The sequence below is a fragment of the Brevibacillus sp. SYP-B805 genome (assembly GCF_011059135.1).
In the GTDB taxonomy this organism is placed as follows: Bacteria; Bacillota; Bacilli; order Brevibacillales; family Brevibacillaceae; genus Brevibacillus_F.
Genome location: NZ_JAALGD010000001.1, coordinates 290,676 through 315,355, shown reverse-complemented (window position 1 = coordinate 315,355; position 24,680 = coordinate 290,676). Strand labels below are relative to the sequence as shown.

The 24,680-nt window shown below is 57.7% G+C and carries 30 protein-coding genes; 9 read left to right on the top strand and 21 right to left on the bottom strand.

Annotated elements, in window-relative coordinates:
- Positions 1-6: 6 nt before the first annotated feature.
- Positions 7-567 (top strand): isoprenylcysteine carboxyl methyltransferase family protein, encoded by a 561-nt coding sequence (locus G3578_RS01565; RefSeq protein ID WP_165207949.1) that lies wholly within the window; start codon positions 7-9, stop codon positions 565-567.
- On the opposite strand, the gene G3578_RS01560 is transcribed toward G3578_RS01565, so the two are convergent.
- From G3578_RS01560 to G3578_RS01550, 3 genes are all read right to left on the bottom strand, one after another.
- Positions 524-1,624: an aminopeptidase gene (locus G3578_RS01560; protein WP_165207947.1), complete on the bottom strand. Its 1,101-nt coding sequence runs from the start codon at positions 1,622-1,624 to the stop codon at positions 524-526. The two genes, G3578_RS01565 and G3578_RS01560, sit on opposite strands and share 44 nt — an antisense overlap.
- Before the next feature lie 145 nt (positions 1,625-1,769).
- Positions 1,770-1,946 carry a DUF4025 domain-containing protein gene (locus G3578_RS01555; protein WP_165207945.1) on the bottom strand — a complete coding sequence of 59 codons (177 nt, stop codon included), beginning with the start codon at positions 1,944-1,946 and terminating at the stop codon, positions 1,770-1,772.
- A gap of 287 nt (positions 1,947-2,233) precedes the next feature.
- Positions 2,234-2,716: an HIT family protein gene (locus tag G3578_RS01550; RefSeq protein WP_165207943.1), complete on the bottom strand. Its 483-nt coding sequence runs from the start codon at positions 2,714-2,716 to the stop codon at positions 2,234-2,236.
- Between the two features lie 119 nt (positions 2,717-2,835).
- Here G3578_RS01550 and G3578_RS01545 point away from each other — a divergent pair, with 119 nt between their 5' ends.
- From G3578_RS01545 to G3578_RS01535, 3 genes are read left to right on the top strand one after another with little or no spacing between them, the layout of a single operon-like run.
- Positions 2,836-3,033, top strand: a complete 198-nt coding sequence (locus G3578_RS01545) for a hypothetical protein (protein WP_165207941.1) — start codon at positions 2,836-2,838, stop codon at positions 3,031-3,033.
- Between the two features lie 59 nt (positions 3,034-3,092).
- A complete protein-coding gene (locus G3578_RS01540; protein ID WP_165207939.1) occupies positions 3,093-3,371 on the top strand; it encodes a hypothetical protein in 279 nt (92 codons plus the stop codon).
- Positions 3,372-3,407: 36 nt separating this feature from the next.
- Positions 3,408-3,545: a hypothetical protein gene (locus G3578_RS01535; RefSeq protein WP_165207937.1), complete on the top strand. Its 138-nt coding sequence runs from the start codon at positions 3,408-3,410 to the stop codon at positions 3,543-3,545.
- A gap of 38 nt (positions 3,546-3,583) precedes the next feature.
- Here the strand turns inward: G3578_RS01535 and tatA are convergent, their stop codons facing one another.
- Genes tatA through G3578_RS01520 form a run of 3 tightly spaced genes read right to left on the bottom strand, consistent with a single transcriptional unit; the run spans position 3,584 to position 5,848 of the window.
- On the bottom strand, positions 3,584-3,745 hold the full coding sequence (gene tatA / locus G3578_RS01530; protein ID WP_165207935.1) for a twin-arginine translocase TatA/TatE family subunit: 162 nt from the start codon (positions 3,743-3,745) through the stop codon (positions 3,584-3,586).
- A gap of 13 nt (positions 3,746-3,758) precedes the next feature.
- A complete protein-coding gene (locus tag G3578_RS01525; protein ID WP_241254395.1) occupies positions 3,759-4,958 on the bottom strand; it encodes a ZIP family metal transporter in 1,200 nt (399 codons plus the stop codon).
- A 14-nt stretch (positions 4,959-4,972) separates the two neighbouring features.
- On the bottom strand, positions 4,973-5,848 hold the full coding sequence (locus tag G3578_RS01520; protein WP_481752712.1) for a multicopper oxidase domain-containing protein: 876 nt from the start codon (positions 5,846-5,848) through the stop codon (positions 4,973-4,975).
- A gap of 408 nt (positions 5,849-6,256) precedes the next feature.
- On the opposite strand from G3578_RS01520, the gene G3578_RS01515 reads away from it, so the two are divergent.
- Positions 6,257-6,418: a hypothetical protein gene (locus G3578_RS01515; RefSeq protein ID WP_165207455.1), complete on the top strand. Its 162-nt coding sequence runs from the start codon at positions 6,257-6,259 to the stop codon at positions 6,416-6,418.
- Between the two features lie 61 nt (positions 6,419-6,479).
- Here G3578_RS01515 and G3578_RS01510 read toward each other — a convergent pair whose 3' ends face one another.
- Positions 6,480-7,280, bottom strand: a complete 801-nt coding sequence (locus G3578_RS01510; RefSeq protein WP_165207931.1) for an RDD family protein — start codon at positions 7,278-7,280, stop codon at positions 6,480-6,482.
- Positions 7,281-7,329: 49 nt separating this feature from the next.
- On the opposite strand from G3578_RS01510, the gene G3578_RS01505 reads away from it, so the two are divergent.
- Positions 7,330-8,310 (top strand): stage II sporulation protein M, encoded by a 981-nt coding sequence (locus tag G3578_RS01505; protein ID WP_165207929.1) that lies wholly within the window; start codon positions 7,330-7,332, stop codon positions 8,308-8,310.
- On the opposite strand, the gene G3578_RS01500 is transcribed toward G3578_RS01505, so the two are convergent.
- From G3578_RS01500 to G3578_RS01475, 6 genes are all read right to left on the bottom strand, one after another.
- A complete protein-coding gene (locus G3578_RS01500; RefSeq protein WP_165207927.1) occupies positions 8,277-9,647 on the bottom strand; it encodes a DUF58 domain-containing protein in 1,371 nt (456 codons plus the stop codon). The two genes, G3578_RS01505 and G3578_RS01500, sit on opposite strands and share 34 nt — an antisense overlap.
- Positions 9,598-10,518, bottom strand: a complete 921-nt coding sequence (locus G3578_RS01495; protein WP_165207925.1) for an AAA family ATPase — start codon at positions 10,516-10,518, stop codon at positions 9,598-9,600. The genes G3578_RS01500 and G3578_RS01495 overlap by 50 nt, the downstream gene beginning before the upstream one ends.
- 5 nt (positions 10,519-10,523) lie before the next feature.
- On the bottom strand, positions 10,524-11,651 hold the full coding sequence (locus G3578_RS01490; protein WP_165207923.1) for a DUF4350 domain-containing protein: 1,128 nt from the start codon (positions 11,649-11,651) through the stop codon (positions 10,524-10,526).
- The gene (locus G3578_RS01485) at positions 11,635-12,270 is read right to left on the bottom strand and encodes a DUF4129 domain-containing protein (protein WP_165207921.1); all 636 of its coding nucleotides are present in this window, start codon (positions 12,268-12,270) and stop codon (positions 11,635-11,637) included. Before G3578_RS01485 ends, G3578_RS01490 begins: the two co-directional genes overlap by 17 nt.
- On the bottom strand, positions 12,263-13,255 hold the full coding sequence (locus tag G3578_RS01480; RefSeq protein WP_165207919.1) for a DUF7847 domain-containing protein: 993 nt from the start codon (positions 13,253-13,255) through the stop codon (positions 12,263-12,265). Before G3578_RS01480 ends, G3578_RS01485 begins: the two co-directional genes overlap by 8 nt.
- A gap of 148 nt (positions 13,256-13,403) precedes the next feature.
- On the bottom strand, positions 13,404-14,306 hold the full coding sequence (locus tag G3578_RS01475; protein ID WP_165207917.1) for an EamA family transporter: 903 nt from the start codon (positions 14,304-14,306) through the stop codon (positions 13,404-13,406).
- Positions 14,307-14,962: 656 nt separating this feature from the next.
- Between G3578_RS01475 and G3578_RS01470 the strand changes: the two genes are divergently transcribed.
- Positions 14,963-15,187 (top strand): hypothetical protein, encoded by a 225-nt coding sequence (locus G3578_RS01470; RefSeq protein ID WP_206529399.1) that lies wholly within the window; start codon positions 14,963-14,965, stop codon positions 15,185-15,187.
- A 65-nt stretch (positions 15,188-15,252) separates the two neighbouring features.
- Here G3578_RS01470 and G3578_RS01465 read toward each other — a convergent pair whose 3' ends face one another.
- The 5 genes from G3578_RS01465 to G3578_RS01445 all read right to left on the bottom strand — a co-directional run bounded on the left by G3578_RS01465 (position 15,253) and on the right by G3578_RS01445 (position 18,194).
- The gene (locus G3578_RS01465) at positions 15,253-15,570 is read right to left on the bottom strand and encodes a DUF3817 domain-containing protein (protein ID WP_165207915.1); all 318 of its coding nucleotides are present in this window, start codon (positions 15,568-15,570) and stop codon (positions 15,253-15,255) included.
- A 139-nt stretch (positions 15,571-15,709) separates the two neighbouring features.
- Positions 15,710-15,991, bottom strand: coding sequence for a hypothetical protein (locus G3578_RS01460; RefSeq protein ID WP_165207913.1), 282 nt, complete (start codon positions 15,989-15,991; stop codon positions 15,710-15,712).
- Positions 15,992-16,232: 241 nt separating this feature from the next.
- On the bottom strand, positions 16,233-16,574 hold the full coding sequence (locus tag G3578_RS01455) for a YolD-like family protein (RefSeq protein WP_165207911.1): 342 nt from the start codon (positions 16,572-16,574) through the stop codon (positions 16,233-16,235).
- Positions 16,575-16,578: 4 nt separating this feature from the next.
- Positions 16,579-16,956, bottom strand: coding sequence for a YhjD family protein (locus G3578_RS01450; RefSeq protein ID WP_346773936.1), 378 nt, complete (start codon positions 16,954-16,956; stop codon positions 16,579-16,581).
- Positions 16,953-18,194, bottom strand: coding sequence for a DNA polymerase IV (locus G3578_RS01445; RefSeq protein ID WP_206529398.1), 1,242 nt, complete (start codon positions 18,192-18,194; stop codon positions 16,953-16,955). Before G3578_RS01445 ends, G3578_RS01450 begins: the two co-directional genes overlap by 4 nt.
- Positions 18,195-18,321: 127 nt before the next feature.
- Between G3578_RS01445 and G3578_RS01440 the strand changes: the two genes are divergently transcribed.
- Together G3578_RS01440 and G3578_RS01435 are read left to right on the top strand one after the other, a co-directional pair.
- Complete coding sequence (locus tag G3578_RS01440; protein WP_165207907.1) at positions 18,322-18,702, top strand: helix-turn-helix domain-containing protein; 381 nt, start codon at positions 18,322-18,324, stop codon at positions 18,700-18,702.
- A gap of 65 nt (positions 18,703-18,767) precedes the next feature.
- Positions 18,768-20,372, top strand: coding sequence for a hypothetical protein (locus G3578_RS01435; RefSeq protein ID WP_165207905.1), 1,605 nt, complete (start codon positions 18,768-18,770; stop codon positions 20,370-20,372).
- 59 nt (positions 20,373-20,431) lie between these two features.
- Here G3578_RS01435 and recG read toward each other — a convergent pair whose 3' ends face one another.
- From recG to sdaAB, 3 genes are read right to left on the bottom strand one after another with little or no spacing between them, the layout of a single operon-like run.
- Positions 20,432-22,486: an ATP-dependent DNA helicase RecG gene (gene recG / locus G3578_RS01430; RefSeq protein WP_165207903.1), complete on the bottom strand. Its 2,055-nt coding sequence runs from the start codon at positions 22,484-22,486 to the stop codon at positions 20,432-20,434.
- A 3-nt stretch (positions 22,487-22,489) separates the two neighbouring features.
- Positions 22,490-23,371 (bottom strand): L-serine ammonia-lyase, iron-sulfur-dependent, subunit alpha, encoded by an 882-nt coding sequence (gene sdaAA / locus G3578_RS01425; RefSeq protein ID WP_165207901.1) that lies wholly within the window; start codon positions 23,369-23,371, stop codon positions 22,490-22,492.
- A gap of 26 nt (positions 23,372-23,397) precedes the next feature.
- Entirely contained in the window at positions 23,398-24,063 is a 666-nt protein-coding gene (gene sdaAB / locus G3578_RS01420) for an L-serine ammonia-lyase, iron-sulfur-dependent subunit beta (protein WP_165207899.1), read from the bottom strand.
- Positions 24,064-24,680 lie beyond the last annotated feature (617 nt).

Sequence of the window (24,680 nt, the reverse complement as noted above, 5' to 3'; positions counted from 1 at the left end):
TCCGCCTTGACGCTGTTCTTTCCCATCGTTCTTGCCGCCGTGCTGCTGCAGCGTCTCCTGGAACTGCGCCTTGCCAGCCGGAACAGCCGTTATCTCCGCGCACAAGGGGGATATGAAGCGGGACAGGAACATTACAAGTATATCGTGATGCTTCACGTCCTCTTTTTGCTCAGCCTGACGCTTGAAGTCCTGCTGACGAGACGGACGCTTCCCGGGTGGTGGTGGTTTCCCTTCGGCCTCTTTCTGCTCGCGCAGGCCGGCCGCTATTGGTGCATCCGCAGTCTCGGCCGCTTCTGGAATACCCGGATCTACCTGTTGCCGGGAGCCTCCCTGGTAAAACGCGGGCCATACCGCTTCCTGCGCCACCCCAATTACCTCATTGTCGCGGTGGAGCTGCTCACCCTGCCGCTTACGTTCGGCGCCTACGCGACCGCCTGCCTCTTTTCCTGCCTGAACGCGTGGCTGCTTCTGCGCCTGCGCATTCCCTCCGAAGAACAGGCACTTGCCCAGGCGTACAGCAGGCTTAGCGCAGATTCTCCGGATTCAGACAGGCCAGCTCGGGAATAACGAAGCGGCCGTCTTTGCGGATCAGGCGCCCGTCAAAGAAAATCTCGCCGCCTCCCCACTCTTTCCGCTGGATGCAGACCATGTCCCAATGGATGGAGGAATGGTTGCCGTTGTCGGCATCCTCGTAGCAGGAGCCGGGGGTGAAATGGAAGCTGCCGTCGATCTTCTCGTCGAACAGAATGTCTTTCATCGGATGCTGGATGTACGGATTCAAGCCAAGCGAGAATTCGCCGATGTAGCGGGCCCCTTCATCCGTGTCGAACACCCCGTTGATGCGAGCCGTGTCATTGGCGGAAGCCTCCACGATTTTGCCGTCCTTGAACGTCAGCCGCACATTGTCATACGTAAAGCCTTCGTAGGGGGACGGGGTGTTGAAGGTGATGACGCCGTTCACCGAATCCCGCACAGGAGCCGTATATACTTCGCCGTCCGGAATGTTGAAGAGCCCGTCGCATTTCACGGCCGGGATGCCTTTGATGGAGAAGGTCAAGTCGGTTCCAGGCCCGGTGATTCGCACCTGATCCGTCTGATTCATCAGCTCCACCAGGCGATCCATCGCTTTTGACATTTTCGAGTAATCCATCGTGCACACCTGGAAGTAGAAGTTTTCAAAGCTTTCCGTACTCATGTTGGCGAGCTGCGCCAGGGACGGATTGGGATAATTGAGCACCACCCATTTCGTCCCCCTTACGCGCACATCGGTGACAGGTCCACGCAAAAGCTGGCTGTACATTTTGCGCTTGTCATCCGGCACATCCGCCAGCTCGTTGATGTTCTCCTCGGCAGAGATTTCGATAAAACAATCCATCTGCTGCATGAAGGCGATCTCCGATTCCCGCATCAAATCAAGCTGCTCCTTTTCCACCCCCCGCAGGATAAGCGGGTCAACCGCCTGCACATACGGTCTTCCGCCTGCTTGATACACTTCCCGGATAAGCGTATTTACAAAGTGCGGCACCCGGCCCACCACTTTGATCAGGACGTTTTCTCCGGGCTGCACCCGGGTCGAATAGGTGACAAGAAGATTCGCCAGCTTTTGCAAACGCGGATCTTTCATAGGCATGCCTCCAATCAGCCGAAATATTCTGAATCTGAATATCATTCCATTTCATTTTCCGCTTTCAATACAATTCAGTCAATAAAAATTTTTTAATAAAAACGCCTCTCCATCGTTTCTGACGGAGAGGGGCCCTTCGGGTATTTCAGCCGGTTGTGTCCGCTTCCTGATCGTCCGCCCGCCGGTTCATTCTGTCATCCACCGTCCCCATTCCGTAGGCATCGCTTACCTGCTGCCGGGTAAGCGCTACGCCCTGGGTAAAAAAGTCGGGGAGATCCGTTTCTTGTGGGTCCGTGTTTGATCGCTGCCCATGCCTGTCCAAGAGGAGCCCTCCTTTCTTTCCTAAATTGTATATTGGAAAGTTTAGTTTCTTTAAAGCGATAAAGCGAAGCAAGAAAGGTTGGGGGCCCAGCCGACAACAGCATGTTTAGGGGTCCCCAAAAAGTACTCGGATTAAGCTTCGAAGGTCAGCGTCACTTTTTGGGGGTAAGCATAGCTCAAGTCGGCGGGGTTTTCTTAGTATGCGCTTGCCTTGCCGTTTTTAGCCAGCGGTTTTTGGCATGCGCCCGACCCGTCAGCCGATGCAAAGCAGGTTGAGGGGCCCGCTCGTCACTCACATGCGTGATCCGCCAAAAACTCCCGCAATCTTTCGCACAATCGCCGGATATCCTCCTCATTTCCCTGCGGCGCTTCCGGCCAGTCCGTCACCTTCACGCCCCAATATTCCCGCGGCGCACCCTCGTATCGGGGAACGATTTGCAGATGAAAATGGGGAACATGGTGGCCCAATACAAACGAATACACATGCTCGACCGGCGCAACCGCCTTCAGCGCCCGACCGAGCAGCGCCGTTGCCCGTCCCACCGCCTGCGCTTCCTCTACGCTCAGCTCCGCCCATCCAAGCGCATGTCGCTTCGTCTCTACCATGAGATATCCCAGATACATGGTGTCGGCTCCATCGAGCATGGAGGCATGCACCACTTTGACAAACTCATCCTCATAAATGGTGTCGCCTGGGAAAGCAATGTCACCGCGATGTTTGGCGCAGATATAACACTGGTTCAAAGGTTTCTGCTCCCGATCCGCCTTCAATTGCCGTTCCTCCTCGTTCAACAGAATGGATAAGTTGGAAAAGCCTTGGAAAATGTGCCCTGATAATAAGGGAGGAAGCCGATCATGTCAAGAGCTGTTTTTATGGGGAGGCAGGATGGATGAAACTCTTTCCTCTTGTCATCCGTATAACTTTTAAAGAGGATGGCAGCCGGAGGTTCATGATGCAGAAAGATGTACGCACTGCACGGATCAAACAGGCACTGTGGCGTTGGACGAAGGCCGCCCTGCTGATCGGCGGTTTGACGCTGGTGTGCTACCTTTTTCTGCTAACGCCCTATCTGTTGTTGACATCATAGCTTGTCCGCGGCTATGCTTCATCTACCACCCGTTTTTCTTTGGAAAGGGGGAAGGCTCGTTGATGGAAGACTTGCTGTTTATGCAAATTGACGATCTCTCACCCCTGTTCTATCTGCTCACCGGGCTGGTTGGCGCCTGTCTGTACCTGGTGCCGGCCAAACCGCCCGCGGTCTTCACAACGTGCGCGGCCGCCGGTCAGCTCCGTGTGCCGTGCAGCGATGGCCTGCTGCTGGAAACGTACCCGATCGGGGTTATTCCGCGCCGTCGATCCGTGTTGGGACGCAGGATGAAAATAGCAAACACCGATCAGGAAGAACCTTTCCTCCCGCTTTCATGAACAGACAACAGATTCCATTCATGGGGAGGAATTGGCATGCACGTCTTTACCTGGATCGGGGAAACGCTGCTGTTCGCCATCAGTTTGCCGCTGATCGCCTTTCAAACGTTTGAGGGAATTCAAGGCCTCGCTGACGTTTTTGCCCTGCTGTCGCAGTATATCGACACCAAATAGCGGGAAAAGCTTCCTCCGCCAGTGGAGGAAGCTTTTCCCTATTTTGTTCCCTCTTCGAAAACGTCTTTCGTCGATTTTTTAAACTCCCGGATGGAATCCCCAATCGCTTTCCCGATTTGCGGGAGCTTGCTCGGCCCGAATACCACCAGTGCGATCAGCAGAATCAGAATCAACCCGGGTATGCCGATACCGGATATCATGTCATTCTCCTCCTTAGATTTGTATGAGGAAGGCTGTCGCGTACATGATGACGATCCCCGCAAACATGCTTCCCACATTGAGCCATGATACGGCGGGAAGGCGATTCTCCTGGCTTTCCTGCAACAAGTGTTTCGCGATGACGTAGACCACTTGCAGTATCGCTCCGGCACCGATCCCCAGGAACAGGGTGGACAAAACAGGCGAAAAAGCGAATCCGCCAATCCATGTTCCCACAATCGCCGGTGCCCCGGCAATCGCAGCCAACGACAGGAACGTGCCTGCCTTTGGCTTTTCACCAAGCAGCGGCGCGGCGATACCAATCCCTTCTGTCATATTGTGCAGGGTAAATCCGATGACAAGAAATGTTCCCAGCGCCCCTTCCCCCAGGGCGAACGCCGAGCCAATGGCCAGCCCTTCCCCCAGGTTGTGAAGGCCGATGCCCGCAGCCAGCAGAAATGATGTCCTGATGCCATTGCTGCGTCCTCGCTGCTTGCTTGCGCTGTATTGGTCAAACGCAACCAAAGCCAAAAAGCTCATGAGCGCTCCGAGGAAGACGATACTGACGCCTTGATAGATGCCGGCCGCCTCACCGGCAAGCTCCAGTCCTTCTTCGAACGTGTCCACCACCAGGAATAGCAGCAGCCCGATCGTCAGGGCCAGCATGGCATGTATTCCTTTCCGGTGAAAGCGGCGCATGAACGGGTACCACATGAGACCTAATCCAACCGGAATGACGCCGACATACAGTCCGATCATCGCATATTTTGCAAATAATTCGAAGGTTGGAGCCGGTGTCTTCTGCGCAGCCGGAACCTCCGCTTCAAAGGCGATGGCATTGGCCGTCATCAGCTTGATCGTATGCGGCTCCCCGTACAACCAGGGATACGGAATGTACACTTTCCCGGACGCAAATCTCGCTAAGGTGGCGGAAGGTTCAAACGAGGCGTTCCAAATGGCATCATCCACGGTAACCATGGCAATGGTCAGTTCTTCCGGCCCCACGTTCCTTACGTCCAGCACGAAGCCGTTGTCCGTAACCTCCACCCGATTAATCGCCAGGTTTTCAATCGGCGCTGCAGGCTGTTGTTCAATCCCGATCCCTGCCGTGAAAAACAGCAGCAGAACGCCGATCAATAACCCCGCAGGCAGCAGTGCCGTCCATAACATGCGGCTTTTCGGCTTTGTTTTTGCTTCCATCTGAAGCTGGCTCATCGTTCTCCCTCCCCTTATTTCGCCTCAAAAAATCCCATCCAGCCCAACTCGGCAAACTCGCTTTGATGGGCGTGAAACATATATCGCCCCGGCTGCGGAAACACGATTTCCAGCATGCCGCGCTCTCCCTGGATCTGGGAGATGGTGTCGGTAAATATGCGGGGATTGGAGTCGTGTCCGTTCGGCGTGTAATGGAAGAAGTTGGCGTGAAGATGAAACGAGTTTAACAGGTCAAACTCCGTCATGTTGCTGACATAAATGCGCACCAGCTCGCCCGCTTTTACCTGGATCGGATGGTTATGGTAGGCAAAGGCGTAGCCGTTTACCGTATACACGTCGTTTTCCCCATCCAGGTCAAGATCGAAGCCGTTCATCACCATGTTGAGCTCAAGCGCTTTCTCCCTCGGCTTCCGGGGATCTACGATCAGGTTTCCGTACATCCCTTTGTGGATGTGTTTCGCCAAAGGCGGCACGTGGCAGTGGTACACGTGTACCCCATGCGGTTTTGCCTCAAATTCGTAGACAAATGTCCCGCCCGGTTGAACCGGTTCCAATCCATCCATGTTCGTGGGATGCATGCCGTGAAAGTGAATGGAGTGCGGATGGCTCGTATAGTTTTTGAACGTGACGCGAATGATGTCTCCTTCCGTGCAGCGGATGGTCGGTCCGGGGATGCGCCCGTTATACGCCCACCCCGGGAACATCAACCCTTTTGCTACCTCAACCGTTTGTTCCGCGGCGACCAATTCGTATTCACGCAGGGTTTGCCCGTTCGGCAGCACGGATGCCTTCCCGTAATCGAATTCGGTCAGAACCCGATGCGCCATCTTCAACCCTTCCGTTATCTCGTTCCCCGGATCATACCCATGCCCCATCCGCGCATGGTTCATGGTGGTTTGGACGGCAGCAGCCGCTTGCTGCTCCGAACCAAATACGCGCTCCAACGGGGCCAAAATGCCGGCCCCTAATGCGCCCAGCGTACCAAGCATGCCCATTTTGAGAATTTCACGGCGCTGGATTTTCTCGTTCGCCATCCATAATTCCCTCCTCCAACAGATTTGCATAAAGTTATATTTGTTTCTCTAATACAACTTTTAAGGTTAAAAAAAAGCATGTTTGCCTGACGACATTTTTTTGCACACAGGCAAAATTCTCTGGCTTCATCATACGCCCAACCGGTTCGTTTTGTAAACAGATTTTTTTGCCGGTTCGTTTTCTGATCAGAGAGATCCCGTATGCATAAATGCGCGGGAACCATGCATGCTATACATAATACATTGACAAGGGAGGCTGTCTTTGTGGCGAAACGAGAGCAGAACAATCAACCGGCGCATCATCCCGCCCCCAGCATCGCCCCCGGTCTCGACATGGATGAACTGGATGAGCCCGCAACCGAGGAAGAAATCGCGCGCGGCGACTACACCCCGGTGACCAAATTGTTTATCGACCGCGTCGATTGAAGGGGGGCGTTCGCGCAGCCCGCGCCAAAAAACAAAATCCCCGCCACCGACGGGGATAAAGCTACAACTGCCACTCTTCTTTTACCTCTTCATACACGGCGATCAGCAGGCGGACAGGCTCGCGCGCGGCCAGCTCCCTGTCGCGGATGATGCCTTTCTCCACTAGATGGGTCGCAAGCCGTCTCCCCAATTCCCGCTTGCGCTCATCCGCCAACAACGGCAGACGCTCGATGAACGCCGCGAGCATGTGCCAATCCTTCCGATCCATCCGCCCCTTTTCCTCCACATGCAGCCGGATTCCCAACTGCTGCGGATTCCAGCGCTGCAGTTCCTTCTCCAGACGTTTTTTCCCCGCCCGGCCTGCAGAGCCGCTCTCCTGCACCACGATGGTGCCAGCCACCATGTCGCCGAGCCGCTTGTCGCGGGGATGGAAGAAGCAGACCAGCGCCCCCAGAAAATACCCAGCCGGCAGGTTATCGATGATGCGAAACAGATTGCGAATCAGCGCGGCCAAGAAGGTGATCCCCTGCCCGTTTTCTTGGATCACCCTGATGCCCATCCACCGTTTGCCGAGGGTTTGGCCGCCCAGCCAGTATTCCAGTACAATATAGTAGGCGGAATTCAACAGAAAAAAGAGAATGATCAGTACGGCCAGCGCAAAGCCGCCTGCCTCCCGCAATGGATCGGGAGCGCCAAAAGCGACTATACGAAACAGGACCAATAACGTAATATTAACCACAAGAAGGATAACGCCGTCGATCAGTTGGGCGGCCGCCCTGCTGCCCAGGCCCGCCGTTTGAAACTGCAGCCGCACCTGTTCGGGTGTCACGACGGAAACCTGCCGATCGATCGTTTCGTTCATGCAATACCCCCACTTTCTTGATTGATGTTGGCCTGAAAGGAGACCTGGCATGGAAATCGCTTCGTTTCTGAAAGAAAACCGCGCGGCATGGAGCGAGCTGGAGCAGCTTCTGGAGCGCTTCCGCAAACATCCGAACCGAATCCGCGCAGAAGAGATCGACCGGATCGTCCTGCTGTACAAGAAGGCGTCCGCCCATCTTGCCTACATGCGCACCTACCACCCGCAGGACGACATCACCCAATATCTGAACCAACTGGTGGCACGCGCGCACAACGTGACGTACAAGAAGCAGTTTGCCAGCGGCCATCAGCTCTCCCGCTTCTTTTACACGTATTTTACGGCGCTCATCCGCGCACGCCTCCCCTTTATCGGGATCGCCTGCCTCCTCTTCCTGCTGGGGGGCCTGTTCGGCTTCGCCTCGGTGATGAGCGATCCGCTCAACCTCTACGTGATTCTGCCGCCCCAGATCGCGGAGAACGTCGATCCGTCCAGGCTGGGCGAAGGGCATGCGGATCAGGACAGCGCCATCGTTTCGGCCATGATCATGACCAACAACATCAAGGTGGCCATGCTGGCCTTCGTCAGCGGCATCACCTTTGGCACGTGGACCATTTATCTGCTGGTGTACAACGGGCTGATCATCGGCGCCCTCGCCGCCGTGTTTTGGCAGGCCGACAAAAGCGCTGCCTTCTGGGCATACATCCTGCCCCACGGCGTCATTGAGCTGACCGCAATCTTTATCGCGGGCGGCGCCGGGCTCTACATGGGGTACCGCATGCTGGTGCCGGGCCGGTATTCGCGAAAATTTCAGCTGCTTCTCGCCGCCAAGGAGTCGGCCCAACTCCTTTTGGGCACCCTGCCCCTTTTCGTCGTCGCCGGGATCATCGAGGGATATGTCACGCCGTCCGCGCTGCCGTTCTGGGCGAAGTATGGCGTGGCGCTCCTCACCCTCCTGCTGCTGCTCGCCGCTTACCTGTACGGTCTGCTGCGCGGCTCTCACAAGACGTCCCTTGCTTTCATCTCCAAATAGGCATTTACCGCCGTCAACGCCAGACGATCGGCCGGCACGTCCAGCACCTGGATGCCCTGGCCGATCATTTTTTGCCGATAGGCTGTCCGCTCCTGCAGCGTTTTGCGCGCGATGCTCTTGATATAGGCCCGCTTGCTGTCCGTCACGCTCACCCGGTTCCAGGCAAACAGCAGCGGGTCCTCCAGTGACAGCAGCAGCAGGACATGGCTGCGGCGCAGCCGCATGAGATACGCCTGAAGCTGATCCTCCAGCAGATAGCTCTCCATGTCGGAAAAGAGCACCACCAGGCTTCTTTTCTTCAGGCTGCGGTGCAGAAATGTCAGCGCCACGCCGTGATTGGACTCTGCGAAATCGCTCTGGAGATCATAGACGGCCTCGATGATCGTCTGCAGATGCGCAAGCCCTCTGCCCGGCGGCACATACACCTTGATGCCGCTGGAATAGGCGAGGACCGCCACCTGATCCCCCTGCCGCAAAGCGACCGCGGCCAGCAGCAGCCCGGCTTCCAGCGACAGATCCAGCCTGGTCCGGTTGTCCTGCTCGACGCCCATCATCCGGCCGCAATCCAGAAGCAGGGTGACGATCTTCCCCCGTTCGGGGCAATACAGATTGGTCATCAGTTTCCCCGTCCGCGCGGTTGCCTGCCAGTTGATGCGGCGGGGATCATCGTCCGGCATGTACTCCCGGATCGCGTGAAACTCCGAGCCGGAAGCACGCCGCTTGTGGATGCGCTGCCCGTCCAGCACCAGGCTGTCCTGCAGCGACGACAGGTATCCCCTGACGGCCGAGAGATCGGGCAGGATCTTGATCTCCTGTTCGGCGGGGATGGTCGCTTGTTTCTGCCACAGCCCGAGCCAGCCGGAATAGCGCAGGTACAGTGTGGAGAAACGGTATTTCCCCCGTTCCCTGCCGGCCGTGACATAGGTGACGAAAGTTCCCGCTCCCTCTGACCGCCCGGTGATCGGCTCGATCGGTTCAAACGACAGCGGCAGATCATCCGTCACCGCAAACCGGATGGGGTGGCCGCTGCGATTGCGCAGTTCGATCCGCACCTCAAAGGGTTGACGGATGTCGGCCTCTTCCGGCAGATGGCGGATCACTTCCAGCTGTCTGCGTTTCGGCAGGGTGATCCAGTCAATGAGGCTGAGAAGCAGCAGGAGTCCGTTTACCGTCCACAGGAAAAAAGCGCCGAGACCGGCAAAACAGCCGGCCGCGATCACCCCGGACCCGTACAGCGCCCAGCGGATCAGCCTCGGGGTGGGCAGCACGCCGTCCCTGATCAGTTTGTCAGCGAGGAACCGGAACAGCGGCCAACGTTTCCTGGATGATGTGGTCACTGGTTCCCCCCTCCAATTCCACCTGCGGCGCGAGGATCAGCCGGTGCCGCAGCGCCGGTCCCGCCACCACCTTCACATCGTCCGGGGTTACATACTGCCTGCCTTCCAGCAGCGCCCACGCCTTGGAGGCCATCATGATGGCGATGCCGGCACGGGTGCTTGCGCCCAGCTGCAGCCGCTTCGTCTCTCTCGTCTTCCGGATCAGCGTCGTGATATAGTCGATGATCGCGTCGTCGATCACCACATCCGCCAGCTGCCTCCGCTTCTCGCGCAGCTGCTGCAGCGTCAGAACCGGCTGCAGGATTTCCGCCTCTCCCGCAAAAAACGGGCTGTGCGCTTTCATCACGTTCCGTTCCTCTTCATGACTCGGATAGGTAAGGTTCAATTTGAACAAAAAACGGTCCAGCTGTGCTTCGGGCAGCGGATAGGTCCCTTCGTAATCCACCGGGTTCTGGGTGGCGATCACAAAAAACGGATCGGGCAGCGGATAGGTTTTGTCGTGGATCGTCACCTGTCTTTCCTCCATGGCTTCCAGCAGGGCCGCCTGCGTCCGCGGAGGGGTGCGGTTGATCTCATCCGCCAGCAGCAGGTTGGCAAAGACCGGCCCTTTGATCGTCTCGAACTCCTGCTGCTTCATGTTAAACACCACGTTGCCGGTAATATCGCTCGGCATCAGGTCGGGGGTAAACTGGATCCTTCGGTATTCGCCGTCGATGAGCGCCGCCAGCGTGCGCACCATCTTGGTCTTGCCGATGCCGGGCACTCCCTCCAGCAGGACGTGTCCGCCCGCAAGCAGCGCCGTGACGAGCAGGCGAATGTTCCGTCCCTGACCAAGCACATGCTTTTCCATCTCCACCAGCAATTGTTCCATCTCTGTCACTCCTTCTCCATGCGTGCGATCATCTCGTCGATGCGCGCGCTGTCTTGCAGCAGTTGTTTCGGCGTATAGCGTCTTGCCTCTTTCACTGCCTGCAGATGCTGCAGCAGCTGAAGCAGCCGCTCCGCTTCCGCTGCCGTCCACTTGGCCCTGGCCATGGCGGCAATCTCCCGGTCGGAGGCCATCGGATGAAGCCCCCACCGTTCCTGGAGAAGCCGGCGCAGATACCGTTCCTGATGCAGGAGGGCCTCCCTGGCCAACCGCCGGTGCTCATACCAGCCGGCCACCGCCAGCAGGCTCTCGTCGCCGCGCCGCACCACCCATTCCCGCAGGGTGTAGACCGGGCCAAAACGCTTCCCTTTCCACCACAGCCACAGCAGCGCGGCCAAGGCCAACTGCAGGACAAGCGTGGTCAGCCACTCCGGATAGACCGCCAACAGCCCGGGCCGCTGCTCGATGCCATGATGGTATTCGTCGAACCAGATGGCCTGCCAGTTTTTCTGCAGATAGGGCCAGAGCAGCTCGAAATGGGAGTGGGACAGGATCTGCCCGTTCGTCAGCCATTCGGGCGTCAGAAACACGCTGATGCTCCCTTTTCCCAGCTTCTTACGGGCCGCCAGGATTCCCAGTTCATCCCGCAGCAGCGCGGTCACTCCCGGTGCCTCCCTAAGCCGGTACGCGGCATCCACATATCCCGTGAGCGCCGCAGCCTCCGGCAAGTCGGCCTGTTCGATCCGTGTTTCTCCCGGCTTGCGCTGGTCGACCTCCCGCACACGAAGGTCATCCCAATCCTCCGGAACCTTTTGGAAAAGCAGCAGATCGTTGCCTTGCTCCACCCATTCCTGTATCGCTTTCCGCTCTCCGGGCTGCAGACCTCCGGGTTCAATCACGAGCAGGGCCTGCTTCTCCTGCTGCGGCAGAAACCGCCACGATTGCCGCCACTCCTTCACCGGCCTGCCGTTCTCCTTCAGCAGCTGCACGATTCCTTTCACGCCATCCACATCGGGCGAAAAGGACAGGTACGGCGGATAGTTGGGCGCCTGCGGCTTCACCAGCACATACCCCAATGCGAGAAACAGCAGAATCGCTCCCATGAGGGCAAGCAGCCAGCTATTCCGTCGATACATCGCTTGTCCCCCCGCGCAATATCTTCTCCGTGGCCTCCAGGTACTCCCGGAAACCGGCCTCATCGACCATTCGCTTCCCATACCAGACCCGCTCAAACAGCAGGGCCTGGCGGCGGAAAAACGGAACCCACGCCGGGCTGCTGTCCGTCAGCTCATCCAGATACTCCCAGTTGGTTTTCCACTTTTCCACCCGGATCCATTCCTTTTCCTGCAGAAAAAAAAGGAGCGCCAAAAACGCCTGGCGGATGCCTTCCTTCCAGTTGCCCTGGTCGCCCAAGCGCCGGGCCCGCTCCAGATAATCCGCCACCGTGCCGTTTGGCTCCACGTTCCCGGGCAGCACAGCCTTCTGTTTCTGCACGCGGACAGCCTGGCGGGACAACCAGATGATCAGCAGGAGCAGGGCGATAATCCCCGCCCCGATGATCGCATAGGAAATGACGCTGCTGGTTCCACTCGGCATCTCGGGCCAATCGAACCGGCGGCTCAACCAGTCGAAAAACCGGTCGAGCAGTTCGGACAGTGGATTTCCCCCCTGCCGATGGTAGCGGGCAAATTCCTCGCTGGAGAGAATCTCTTCCAGCTTCTGTCTCTCTTCCGTGATGGTGGCAGGATTATTCATTGGTCGCTTCCGGCTCCCCTGCCGCGTGCTCCCTCGCCGGTTCCGCCAGCAGCGCTTCCAGATCCGTTCCTTCCGTGCGGATGCGCAGATCGAAGAAGGTGACGGCATAGGCGACCGATGACAGCGGCATCAGCATGAGGGTGAGAAGATTCTGCACCAGCAGCCCCAGGATCGATTGCCCAAGCGATACCAGAACCAGCAGCTCAATCATCATGGTGAATACGACGGCGATGGTCATCATGACCAGATAGACGCCCAGAATGCGCCAAAAATTGCCTTTCGTGAGCTTCCAGCTCTTGTCGATACCGGGCGCCACCTTTTCCACCGCCACGGCCGGCAGGAAAAAGCCCCAGCGCAGCAGGAAATAACAGAAGGGGACGAGCAGCACCAGGAAAAAGAGCAAAACGGAGACTCCCCCCAGGAGCGCGGAGAGGGGATTGGCAAAAAACTGCTGAATGCTCTCATCGCCTCCTGATCCGATGGCAGCAACCCCAAAGATAACCAGCATCAGCACCATGAAGAAGCCGATGCACATCAAAAACACGATCAGACCGTAGACCAGGCAGCTGCCCAACAGCGGCCAATACCGGCGAAATGATTGCTTCAGGGCTTTTCCCAGTTCAACCGTCTCTCCCCTCATGACGGACTGAACCATGAACACAACCGCCGCCATGGATATCGGCGTGCTGACCAGTCCCGTGAGGAGAGCCACGACGAAAAACAGGATCAGCAGCCCGACGCTCGGTTCCTCCCCGGACTCGCTGTATGATTCGAGGAACCGCTCGGAAAACGGCACATCCGTATCAAACGTCGGCCAAAACGGCATATTGCCCGCATCATTCAAGGCTACCTCCTGAATCAGGTACAAGGGAGCAAACAAGATCAGGGTTAACAGAAAAAGCTTGCCAAAATGCTTGCGGTAAACGCTGAAGGTGCGGTCCAGGATCTGGCCCACACTCATCGGCTTTTGCGGCCACGCCATCATGCAGGAAACCTCCACTCGTTTTTTGAATCACCTGATATTATACACCATTTGCCTGTATTTTTATAAAATTCCTGCCGCTTCTTGTTCATGAAAGAAACCCCTGCCGACTTAAAGCGAACGCTCCCCCCACCCGGCGAGGCGCTGGCCGTCATGCATGGCGTTCCAGCTTTTCATGGGACGTGTTGTGACTTTTGCCTGCCAGGTATACGCCTCCCAGAATGAGCGCCAGACCCGCCAGCAGCTTCCATCCGATCGTCTCATGCAGCAGGAGATATCCCCAGCATATGGCGGTTGCCGGCACCAGGTAGGTAACCATGGTGGCAAATTCAGGGCTCCCTTTTTGAATCAGGAAATAAAAGAGAATGTAGGCGACGCCCGAACCAAATACGCCCAACCCAATCAGCATGGCGATATTTACCGGAGAGACAAGCGGCGCAAGCGAGAGCGGCTCCATCGCACAAGCAGCCACGCCGCTGCCCACCATGCAGCAGAGCAGTGTGCCAAAGGTAATCTGATACATCGACAGTCCCTTGAGCAGATGTTTGGACAGCTGAGAGCCAACCGCGTAGCAGAAGGTGGCTGCCAGCATCCCGATGAACCCCGACAGATCCACGGATATGATCGAAACAGGATTTACGCCCAACAGCACGATCAGCCCCATGAAAGCAATCCCCATGCCCAGCCATTGCATCCTGTTCGTTACCGTCCGAAAGAACAGCATTCCCACAATCATCGTCCACAGCGGCGTTGTCGCGTTCAACACGGATGCCATGCTGCTCGTGATTCTCGTCTCGCTGAATCCGATGAATGCCCAGGGAATCGCCGTATTGACCAAAGCGACCGCAGCCATCGGCACCCAAGGAATTTTTTTCAGTTCAAACGGCTTCCTCATCACCAGCATAATGATCACGATGGCCGCCAATCCGAAGGAAGACCGAAGAAAAGCGATCGTCCACGGGCCAAAATCCCCCAGCAGCACCTTGATAAAGAAAAAGGAACCACCCCAGATGAGGCTCAGCAAAAACAGCACGAAATATAGCGAACGAGACACAAGCATTCCTTCTTTCCTATTTGTGTGAGAGCGTCTTGTCTGCAATCGTCCGGTTAACCAGAAAGGCGCTCGTTTTTCCGGGGTCTCCTTGATGCAGCAGGTAATGACCGAGGTAGCTCTGCCAATGCAAGTACCCCCTCCTGTAAACTCATTGTACCTGTGAGAGGAGTATTTGCATATTTGAATAAATGATGCTAAGGTTCAAAATTATTGAATGAAATGGCCGGGAGAAATAAAAAAGGGCCAACCCGTTTTGTACCGGCTGGCCGCATCAAACGAAACGCCTCCGTCATCATGAACGGAAGCGTTTGCCGTGACGTTTTTGGTTCGTCTCAATGGTTTTTCTCTTTTTCTTCCTTGTAGCATTCCATGCATAGGCCGTCATGGTTCTTCTCTTCGTATTCCGTCAATTTTGCCTGACATACCTTGCATGTTTTGTCTGTCAGTACAAGGTTCATCTCTCTCACCCCAAATGTCCAAAAAATCACACTTGCAAGAACCAGTATATCATTAGACTCCCCTCTTTTGTATAGTTTATTGTTAAAATTCTGTGAATTCCAATTTCATCTTCCCGCCATCCGTCCGGGTCCGTTCTCCCCGCTTCTGTTCATGTCTCCCGCCCCGTCTGGTCATACTACTTGGGAGGAGTGGTGAGAATGGATAACAAATCCTTTTATTTCGTGACGAACTGGGATGACGCCGCCGATTACAGCCGGGTGCTGGGCGCGATGGAGATTCCCTATGCGATTGAAGCTCCCGGCGACGAACTGCCGCTTCGGGAAGGGGAATTGGCGATCGTGTTTCCGCATTTGCGGCTGCGGCAGTACAAGGCTGTAAAAGAACTGATCCGTCTGGAGGAAGAATCTTATCCGCATCCCTGAATGCCAATGCGCCTTGATCGCCCGCCCGAAAGCAAGCCTGTGGGTGCGTTGGGGCGGGCCATGAACTATGCTGCGCGGCGGCTGGAATCCTCTTCCTGCTCGCGGCGCAAGCGGGCATCGAGGATCAGGGTGCCGAACGGAATCAAGGAAGCGACGAAGGCTCCCAACACGCGCACGATGGACCAGCGCAGCGCGATGGTCACATGGGCAAGCGCGAACAGGTAAAGGATAAAAAACAGGCCGTGCAGAGAGCCGACGATCTTGACGGCACCCGGAAGATCGGCCCAGTACTTCAAGGGCATGGCGATGCCAAGCAGGGCCAGATACGAGATGCCCTCCATCAGACCGGCGGCCCGCAGACGCCCAAGCGGCGTTTTCAGCATGTCAGAACCTCCTGTTTCCAAATTGTACTTACACGCTCTTCATTATAAAGCAAAAAATAGAAAGCAAAAAACGCTTGCCATTTCATGGAAAAAGCCCGATCCCGCTGTTTGCGGGAAAGGGCTCCGCTTTTGCCGCTGCTTACGCCATGGCTGTTTTTGCTTTGGTTTTGCAAAGGATGTGGTGCCCGACCGGCAAGCCCCGCGCCGCCAATTCCTCGGCGGTCAGGATGGCAAAGGTTTCGCTCTTGCACGGCATCGGCATCAATCCTCCCAGCGGGCTCATCATCCGGCCGTTCGTATCCGTTTCGATCACCACATACAAGCCTTTGTTCTCCAGCTGCTGCACAATGTCCGTCCAGTGCTTGGCGGTCATCAGCTCCGCATGCTTCGTCAAGATTGCGCCCATTTCTTGTGCCAACATGTATGGTTCCCCTTTTTGTCTCTTCTCCCCGTTCTGCGGCAGCGCCGAACGATACCCTTACATTACAGCGAAACATCCTTTTCAAGCAAAAAGCAATTTTCGCCGGAATCCGCGAAAAACAGTGAATTCCCCCATCGCGATCGCGCTCCTGGCTGCCGCACGTGACGGCTCATCGCTTTTCACCGCTGGGCTTCTTTTTTTGCCGCTTGCGTTTGCCGGCAGACGCCCTCTGTGCTGCTGATCATGCCGGTTGGACATCCAGCACGGCGGCGAACGCGATCCACAGGGTATCGCTTTCCGTCTTCAGCTTGAACCGGCGGGCGGCCTGATCCACATGCAGGATGAGCCCTTTTTGCCGGCGGGCGGCCACGCCGTCGTAATAGGTCAGGATGGCTTCCCGCTTCTCCTGCAGGGCCCTCCATAACCGTTCGCTCAGCTCCGCCCGCTGCTCCTCATCCAACACGGGCGGTACATACCGACGCTGCTCTTCCTTCAGCCGCAGATAAAGCTCCCGATGTTCGGGCAGGACGAAGCGGCTGGCTGCAAACAAATTCTCTTTCTTGGACACCGATCGATTGCGCATCAAATCATCCCTCTCCTTGCTGTTCTGCCCATTTGTCCAGGCGCTGCTGGCATTCCGCCCGCAGCACCTCGATCGAATAAATCGCTTCCCGGTAGTAGCCGCGCTGGCGGTAGCGGACGATGTACATGCTTCCCTCCTTCTCGCTGGACAAAAGCTCACAGCCGTGCTGCCGCAGCAGCTGCCGCAGCCGGTAATGCTCCCGCTCCGCCCGGCGGGACAGCCCTTCCAGCACGCGGTGGTAGGACATTTTCAACACCTGCTGCTCCATTTCCCCCGCATCCTTCATGATCGCCTTGAACAGGATGCCGTACAGGATGCATTCCCGCAGCAGCTCGGGGCAATCGCCGGTCTCGGCCGAAATGGCGCTTTCCCTGCCGCTCACTTGTAATGCCCTCCGATTTTACGCGCCCGCTCGCGGGCCTGCCCCGCCGGCAGCAGCGAGACGGCCCGCAGAATCGCATCATTGCCGTATTTGGCCCGGATGTGATCCATCACATAGGCAAGCGAGCGCTGTCTCTCCTTGTCTTCGAAGAGGTTCAGCTGGCAGACGCTGTCCTCCACGAGCTGCCCCAGGTGAACCCCCACGCTGCGCACGGGCGTATGCTGCCAGTGGCGCTCAAACAGCCGGCAAACGGCTTGATAGAGGGTCATGGCGTCGTTGGTCGGCTCCGCCAGCTTCAGTTGCCGCCAGAATCCGGAGGCCGCATCCAGGTCCGCTCCCCGGCAGCCCACGGAGGCGACGGAGCCCATCAACCCTTTGCTGCGGCTGCGGCGGCATACCTCTTCGCACAGCTCCAACAGCACCACCTTGATCTCCCTGGCCGTATGAAAATCGCGGGGCAGGGTCATATGGTGGCCGATTCCTTTCTGCATGTCATGGGTTTTCGGCGAGACGGGGGAATCGTCGATGCCCCGGGCCGTTCGCCACAGGATTTCGCCGTTCACTCCCCAGCGGCGCGTCAGGACAGCTGGGGGCATCTGGGCCAGCTGGCCGATCCGGTAAATGCCCATCAGGTGCAGGTGCCGTTTCATGCGCGAGCCGACGCCGAACAGCTTTTCCACCGGCAGCGGCCACAGCGTCTCGCCCAGCTCCTCTGTTTTCAGCCAAAAAATGCCCTGCTCCCGCTTTTTTGCGAAGTTGTCGCAGGCCATCTTGGCCAGCACCTTGTTCTCGCCGATGCCGATGCGACAGATCACTCCCGTCTCCAGCCGCACCCTCTCCCGGATCGCTTCCGCCATCCGCCAGGCATCGCCAAACAGCGATACGCTGCCGGTCACGTCGAGAAACTGTTCGTCAATCGAATACGGCTCCACCAGGTCGGTAAAGGATTCGAAAATGCGCGTAATCTGCAGGGAGGCCCGCAAATAAGTCTCCATGCGCGGCTTCACCACAACCAGATGCCGACATTTCTGCTGCGCCTGCCACAGCGCTTCCGCCGTCGTGACGCCGTACGCTTTGGCAAGCGGGCAGGCGGCGAGCACCACCCCGCTGCGCCGCTCGGGATCGCCCGCGACCACGACGGGCTTGTCGCGAAGAGAAGGATTGGCCGCCTTTTCAATGCTGGCAAAGAAACTCTGCATGTCGGCAAGGAAAACGATTCGCTTGCTCTTCATGGGCATCCTCCTGAACAAGAACATTTGTTCTCTTATATATTATACAGAACATATGTTCCCGTTTATACCCTTGAGCACCAAAAATGCATCTGGTAAAATTTTCGTGGAATTCCAATCAAACAGGAGGGATAGGGTGTTAGCCGACCAAACAAGCCGAGCGTTGCTGGTCCTGGGAGCCTGCATACTGGCCGGCTCTGTATTCATCTATCACGGGTTGAGCAAGATTGCCGAACAGGCGCCTTCCGTCAATACCGCCGCGAGCGGGAACGCCATCCGGGAACTGCCCGCCAAAAGCGAGGAACCAAACGGGAACATTGGGCAGCAGAAACAGCTGCTGACATTCGGGGAAACGATGGTGTATCTGGGCATTACCGAACGCGGTCTGCAAGCGCTGATGGAAAAGACGGATATCCCGTATATCACCATCAACAACTCCCATCTGTTCCCGAAACCAGCTCTGGATGAGTGGCTGAAACACACGGGAAGCAACCTGACCATTACGTTTGAGCCGTAGAAAGAAACGACAGGGAGGAAAAGCGCGTCTTACAGATAAATCCATATCGTAAGGGGAACGTGGGAATGAAACGGAGGTTCATGATTGTTTGCTGGATACTGCTTGCCCTTTCTCTTGCCGCTTGCACTTCTGAAGAAGCACCTCCCCAAGAGACAACAACCGCTCGGCCGAAACCTGTCGAAACCCAACCGCTGTCTGCCGTTCAACCGAAACCTGCCGAAACCCAACCGCTGTCTGCCGTTCAGCCGACCGAACCGCCATTGCTCCCTGCCAGCAGCGAACCCCCAACGAAGCCGTCCGCTGCCAATGAGGCGGTGACCGAACCGGTGCTGATCCGATTGGACGAAGAGCCGCAGCTGCACTCCCCGATTGCCACCGTGGTCACCCCCGCCCCGCAGGCGTATACGCTGTTTTTCCGCGAAGCGATGGACCGCGCTTCGGTGGAACAGGCGCTGGCACGCCGTGCCGCAGAACGGGCCAGGGAAGAGGAGCGCGCCGTCGTTCCGCACTTTGCCTTCAAGTGGGTGAACGACCGCCAGCTTCATCTTACCGTGACAATCCCGGAGGCAGACACTCCTGATACAGCCGGGCGTTCCTATCTGCTGGACGTCAATGGCGCGACAACGGCAGCAGGCACACAGCTGCAGGATCCGCCCACCTTCACGGCGGTCGTCCATGCGCCGCCGCAGATTTGGCGCATCTCAGCGGATGGCAAGGAAAGGGAGCGCATCTACGCGTTTGACAAACCTTACGTTTCCTTTGAGTCCCTGGGCGGCGACAATCGCTATCTGCTGCTCGGCCGCTATCAGAAATACTGCGAGTGCGATGCCGATTACGAGATGCTGTACGCCCTGTTTGACATGCAGGAAAAGCGTCTGATCCCCTATCCGGTTCCGTTGACGACAACCTACATGGGAGCGGGAACGTTTTATGCCGACAAGCGCGGCTTTTTCTACAAGGGACCCGGGACCGACGAACAGAAGCCGACAGGCGAAACGGTCGTGAAGGTTCAAACGGACGGGTATGTCCATGGGGCGAACTTTAGCAAGGATCACGCTTACCTGATCATGGCAGTGGGGACGGAAGGGCAGGAGGGCGACTTTGACCTGGTGATCCGCAGGCTTGCTACTGGCGAGGAGCAGCGGATCAGGCAAGCGCTGCGCGGCGGTGCGCCCTACAGCGAAGTAAGCACCGGCAGAATTCCGGTAAGCTTTGACGATGATGGCCGCTATGTATACTTCCAGATGCGGGATAAAAACGCATACAAGGAGCTGCGTTACAAATATTCATGGGAGACGAAAACCGTGACGACCTGGACCCCGCCGGTTCCGGCGGAAGCCTGGGCGAGTTTCACGTCTTCCAGCGACGGGGTGTATCAGCTTTATACCAACGGCGGACTGTACAAAGGGACACAGCAGGTCGACGGTCAGCCCAGCTTTGGTTGCTGGTTAAACGGCACCCATGCTTTCGTATATCACGATTACGACCGGCAAGCGCCGGACACGTCCAGATACAAAGAGCAAATCAGGTTGTACGACGCTGACCGCCGGACCACGCGCACCCTCGCGGCCAAGCTGTATCAGGATACCAGCCTCATCGGCACCAGCCCGGATGGGAAGTGGATCTATGTAAAAAGCTATGCGGATCTGAACATGCCGCCCCGTCCATGAGATAGATGCGCATGCTCGAACAAAAAAGCAAGGGATCTCCCCCTTGCTTTTTCCATTCGCTAGTCAAACACCACGCCGTCAAGGATGCCCTCACGCCGCAAATAGTCGCGCAGCGGCGCAAAGCGCGCTTCCTGCCAGAAGGCCTCCTGGGCCACCAGGCTGGCGGCTTCCTGTCTGGCCACTTCCAGCGCCTTGTAGTCGCTCAGCAGGTCGGCCACCTTGAATTCGGGCAGGCCGCTCTGCTTCGTGCCGAAAAAGTCGCCGGGCCCCCGCAGTTCCAGATCGCGCCGGGACAGCTCGAAGCCGTCGTTGGTCTCGCACATGATGCGCATCCGCTCCCTGCCGATCTCCGTCTTGGGATCGGCGATCAGCACGCAGTACGACTGCTCCGCCCCGCGCCCCACCCGGCCGCGCAGCTGATGCAGCTGCGCGAGGCCGAAGCGCTCCGCGTCATAAATCACCATGAACGTAGCGTTGGGCACGTTGACGCCCACTTCGACCACCGTCGTGGACACCAGCACATGGACCTCTCCCCTGCTGAACGCCTGCATCACGTCATCCTTCTCTTTGGGGGAGAGGCGTCCGTGCATCAGCCCTACCCGATACTCCGGGAAGTACTGGGTGAGCTGGGCGTGGACATCGATCGCATTCTGCACATCCAGCTTGTCCGACTCCTCGATTAACGGACAGATAACATAGGCCTGGCGACCCTTGCGCAGCTCCACCCGCATGCGTTCCAGCACATGGTGGAACTGTTCATGCTTCGCCCAGCTCGTCTCCACCGGCTTGCGGCCGGCGGGCATCTCGTCGATGGTGGAGACGTCCATATCGCCGAACGCGGTGATGGCCAGGGTGCGCGGGATCGGCGTGGCCGTCATGAAGAGCACGTCGGGCGACAAGCCTTTGCTGCGCAGGATGCGCCGCTGCTCCACGCCGAACCGGTGCTGCTCGTCCGTGATGACCAGCCCGAGACGGCGGAAAAAGACGTCCTCCTGGATCAGGGCGTGCGTCCCGACCACCACGTCGATCAGGCCCATCTGCAGCGCCCCGATCATCTCCCGCCGCTTTTTCGCGGTCAAGGACCCGGACAGCAGCGCCACCTGTATCCCATGCGGCTCCAACATGGCCGCAAGGGACTGCACGTGCTGTTCCGCCAGAATCTCCGTCGGCACCATCAGCGCTCCCTGAAACCCCGCCTTGACCGTCGCAAAGAGCGCAATGGCCGCCACCACGGTCTTGCCGGAACCCACATCCCCCTGCAGCAGACGGTTCATGGCATACGGCGCCTGCAGATCATCCAGAATCTCCTTTACCACGCGCTTTTGCGCACCGGTCAGGGGATACGGCAGGGATCGGACGAAGCGGCGCACCTCCTCCAGCGGCACCTCCTGCGCCACCCCTTTGATCTGCTGGCGGCTGATCCTGCGATACGCCTGCATCTTCAGCTGGAACAAAAACAGCTCTTCAAACATGATCCGCCTGCGCGCCTGCTTCCCCGCCTCCGCATTGTCCGGAAAGTGGATGGTGCGGATCGCTTCCGCCCGGGGCATCAGCCGATAGCGCGCCACCAGTTCCTCCGGCAGCAGCTCCCCGAGATGCTGGCCGAACTGCTGCAGGGCGCGCTCGATCGTTTTGCGCAGAAACGCATGCGTCAAGTCGCCGCCCAGCGGATAGACGGGAACAAGCTCTCCCCGGTTCCGGGCACGGGCGGAATCCACCTCCGTCATTTCGCTGACCACGATCTGCAGCTTGTGCTTGTCCCATTTGCCCGTGACGAGGATCTCCTTGCCGGGAGCCAGCTGCTTTCGGATATACGGCTGGTTGAACCAGACGGCCGTGACCACCACGCGGTCAATCACCATGCGCACGGCAATGCGGGATTTGCGCTTGCCGTAAAAACGGACAGAGGGTTCGCCGTAGACCGTTCCTGCCAGCGTCACCCTCTCTCCGTCCCGCACTTCCGTCAGGTCGCGTACGCGGTAATCCTCATAACGAATGGGAAAGTATTCCAGCAGGTCGCCAACCGTGGTGATCCCGACCGCTGCCAAATCTTTCGCCCGCTCTTCTCCAACCCCGTACACTTGGGAGACGGGCGCGTTCCATACATCCTGCATCGATTACGTCAGCGGCACGCCGAACACTTTCGCCTCGATCTGGCGTCCCGTCCGCGTTGCCGCCAAGCCTCCCTGCGCGGTTTCTTTCAACGTGTTCGGCATCGCGCAGCCAATCCGGTACATCGCTTCGATCACTTCGTCCGTCGGAATGACGCTGCGGATCCCGGCCAGAGCCATGTCGGCCGCCACCGTCGCGATCGCCGCCCCCATCGCGTTGCGTTTCACACAGGGGACTTCCACCAGTCCGGCCACGGGGTCACAGACCAGACCAAGCATGTTTTTCAAGGCAATGCCGACCGCCTGCGAAGATTGCTCCGGGGTGCCCCCGGCCATCTCCACGATCGCTGCCGCTGCCATGGCTGTGGCGGAACCCACCTCTGCCTGGCACCCGCCGGCAGCCCCGGAAATGAAGGCGTTGTTGGCAATGCAGTATCCGATCGCGCCGGCGGTAAACAGATAATTCACCATCTCTTCCCGCGTCGGCTGCAACTTGTCCGCCATGGCAAACAGCGTACCCGGCACGATGCCGCACGCCCCGGCGGTCGGGGTGGCCACGATGGTGCCCATCGCGGCGTTCACTTCATTGACAGCGATGGACATGCTGACCGCATTCAACAGCGTCGCGCCGGAGAGAAACGGTTTTTCGTTCATGTAGGTTTGCAGCTTTTTGGCATCGCCGCCGGTCAAGCCACTGTGCGATTGGATATCTTCTGTCAAGCCACGCCGCACCGCTTTTTCCATCACGTCGAGATTGCGATGCATCTCGGCCATGATTTGTTCGCGCGTGCGCCCGGATACCTCTATTTCCGCTTCGATCATCACCTGGGAGATTTTCTTCCCCTGTGACTCTGCCCGTTCAACCAGTTCTGCCACATTGCGAAACATGATGTCCACTCCTTGCGAGGGTTCTCTTACGCTGGCGAAATCAACGCCACATTCATAATATGCGGGATTTGCCGTATCTCTTCAAGCACCTGCGGAGAAATCTCGGCATCCGTCTCGATCGCCATCAGCGCCTCCGCCCCGCGCACGCGGCGGGACACCTCCATGTGGCCCACATTGATCCGATGCCGGGTCAGCACCTCGGCCACGCCGGCAATCATGCCGAAGCGGTCTTCGTGCAGTACCATCAGCGTCGGAGCGTGAAACGCCAGCTGGAAATCGAAACCGTTGATCTCAATGATCTCGATTTTTCCGCCCCCGATGGAGACGCCTACCACTTCCACGGTCTTCTCCCCGTCGGACAGGCAGATGCGGGAGGTATTGGGGTGTTCGGTAACCTGCTCGGACGTGCGCAGCACCACCTCGATCCCCAGATCCTTGGCGATGCGGAGCGAATCCTTCAGCCGCAGGTCATGCGTGTCGAAATCGAGAATGCCGGCTACTGTGGCGACATCGGAACCGTGCCCTTTATAGGTTTTGGCAAAGGAGCCATAGAAGGTGATCTCCGCTCTGGTCGGCTGTCCCCCCAACAGCATGCGTGCGACGCGGCCGATGCGGGCTGCCCCGGCCGTATGCGAACTGGAGGGCCCCACCATGACGGGACCGATGATATCGAACACGCTCTTGTATTTCATCCGGTGTTCCTCCTCGTGTTTAGCAAACTCGGCGAGCGCCGAGCCTTGGACGATGGCAAAAAAGCGCTACCCTTTATTGTAACGCACGCATGATGAAAGCGCTACACCATTTCCACGCTGCTAATAGGGACAACAAGCATGGAAGATTGTGGTATCATGAAAGCAACCAGATCGGATGGTGAGAGCCAATCTTTCCGCTGCCTGCCGGCTTTCTGTTGTTTCTCCTTTTTTTGCGCCCGACCCGGAACGTGACTGCCAAGCATCGCGCCGCCTTTCTCGGCTTGGCCGTCTTTTTCATCCAGCTGATCGTTCCGGCGGCAGAGAAGTATCTGTACGAGCGAACACATGAACTCCCCGTATCAAGCGACAACATCTATCAGCTGCGATTCACGGAGGATTGGAGCAGGATGCGGGAGGAGATGCAGATCGAACCGGATGCGCATCTCGAAGATTTCAGGGCCGAATATGAAAAAAATGGTCAGCTGCTGGACATGTCGTATGAACTGATCGCCCGTACGGCAGAGGGGTATATCCATTACGACGTAGCATTTTCTCCCGAAGCCAAGGCATACAGGATACGTCGGCAGAAAGTGGGGCAGCGATGGGCGCAGTATGAA

Coding starts and splice junctions, on each gene's coding strand:
- G3578_RS01465 (WP_165207915.1), bottom strand. CDS start 15,570: ATGCTGAAAACGCCGCTTGGGCGTCTGCGGGCCGCCGGTCTGATGGAG.
- G3578_RS01560 (WP_165207947.1), bottom strand. CDS start 1,624: ATGAAAGATCCGCGTTTGCAAAAGCTGGCGAATCTTCTTGTCACCTAT.
- G3578_RS01470 (WP_206529399.1), top strand. CDS start 14,963: ATGGATAACAAATCCTTTTATTTCGTGACGAACTGGGATGACGCCGCC.
- G3578_RS01455 (WP_165207911.1), bottom strand. CDS start 16,574: ATGCGCAATCGATCGGTGTCCAAGAAAGAGAATTTGTTTGCAGCCAGC.
- G3578_RS01435 (WP_165207905.1), top strand. CDS start 18,768: ATGAAACGGAGGTTCATGATTGTTTGCTGGATACTGCTTGCCCTTTCT.
- G3578_RS01505 (WP_165207929.1), top strand. CDS start 7,330: ATGGAAATCGCTTCGTTTCTGAAAGAAAACCGCGCGGCATGGAGCGAG.
- G3578_RS01545 (WP_165207941.1), top strand. CDS start 2,836: ATGAAACTCTTTCCTCTTGTCATCCGTATAACTTTTAAAGAGGATGGC.
- G3578_RS01535 (WP_165207937.1), top strand. CDS start 3,408: ATGCACGTCTTTACCTGGATCGGGGAAACGCTGCTGTTCGCCATCAGT.
- recG (WP_165207903.1), bottom strand. CDS start 22,486: ATGCAGGATGTATGGAACGCGCCCGTCTCCCAAGTGTACGGGGTTGGA.
- G3578_RS01510 (WP_165207931.1), bottom strand. CDS start 7,280: ATGAACGAAACGATCGATCGGCAGGTTTCCGTCGTGACACCCGAACAG.
- sdaAB (WP_165207899.1), bottom strand. CDS start 24,063: ATGAAATACAAGAGCGTGTTCGATATCATCGGTCCCGTCATGGTGGGG.
- tatA (WP_165207935.1), bottom strand. CDS start 3,745: ATGATATCCGGTATCGGCATACCCGGGTTGATTCTGATTCTGCTGATC.
- G3578_RS01445 (WP_206529398.1), bottom strand. CDS start 18,194: ATGCCCATGAAGAGCAAGCGAATCGTTTTCCTTGCCGACATGCAGAGT.
- G3578_RS01520 (WP_481752712.1), bottom strand. CDS start 5,848: ATGAACCATGCGCGGATGGGGCATGGGTATGATCCGGGGAACGAGATA.
- G3578_RS01490 (WP_165207923.1), bottom strand. CDS start 11,651: ATGTATCGACGGAATAGCTGGCTGCTTGCCCTCATGGGAGCGATTCTG.
- sdaAA (WP_165207901.1), bottom strand. CDS start 23,371: ATGTTTCGCAATGTGGCAGAACTGGTTGAACGGGCAGAGTCACAGGGG.
- G3578_RS01480 (WP_165207919.1), bottom strand. CDS start 13,255: ATGATGGCGTGGCCGCAAAAGCCGATGAGTGTGGGCCAGATCCTGGAC.
- G3578_RS01495 (WP_165207925.1), bottom strand. CDS start 10,518: ATGGAACAATTGCTGGTGGAGATGGAAAAGCATGTGCTTGGTCAGGGA.
- G3578_RS01460 (WP_165207913.1), bottom strand. CDS start 15,991: ATGTTGGCACAAGAAATGGGCGCAATCTTGACGAAGCATGCGGAGCTG.
- G3578_RS01525 (WP_241254395.1), bottom strand. CDS start 4,958: ATGAGCCAGCTTCAGATGGAAGCAAAAACAAAGCCGAAAAGCCGCATG.
- G3578_RS01485 (WP_165207921.1), bottom strand. CDS start 12,270: ATGAATAATCCTGCCACCATCACGGAAGAGAGACAGAAGCTGGAAGAG.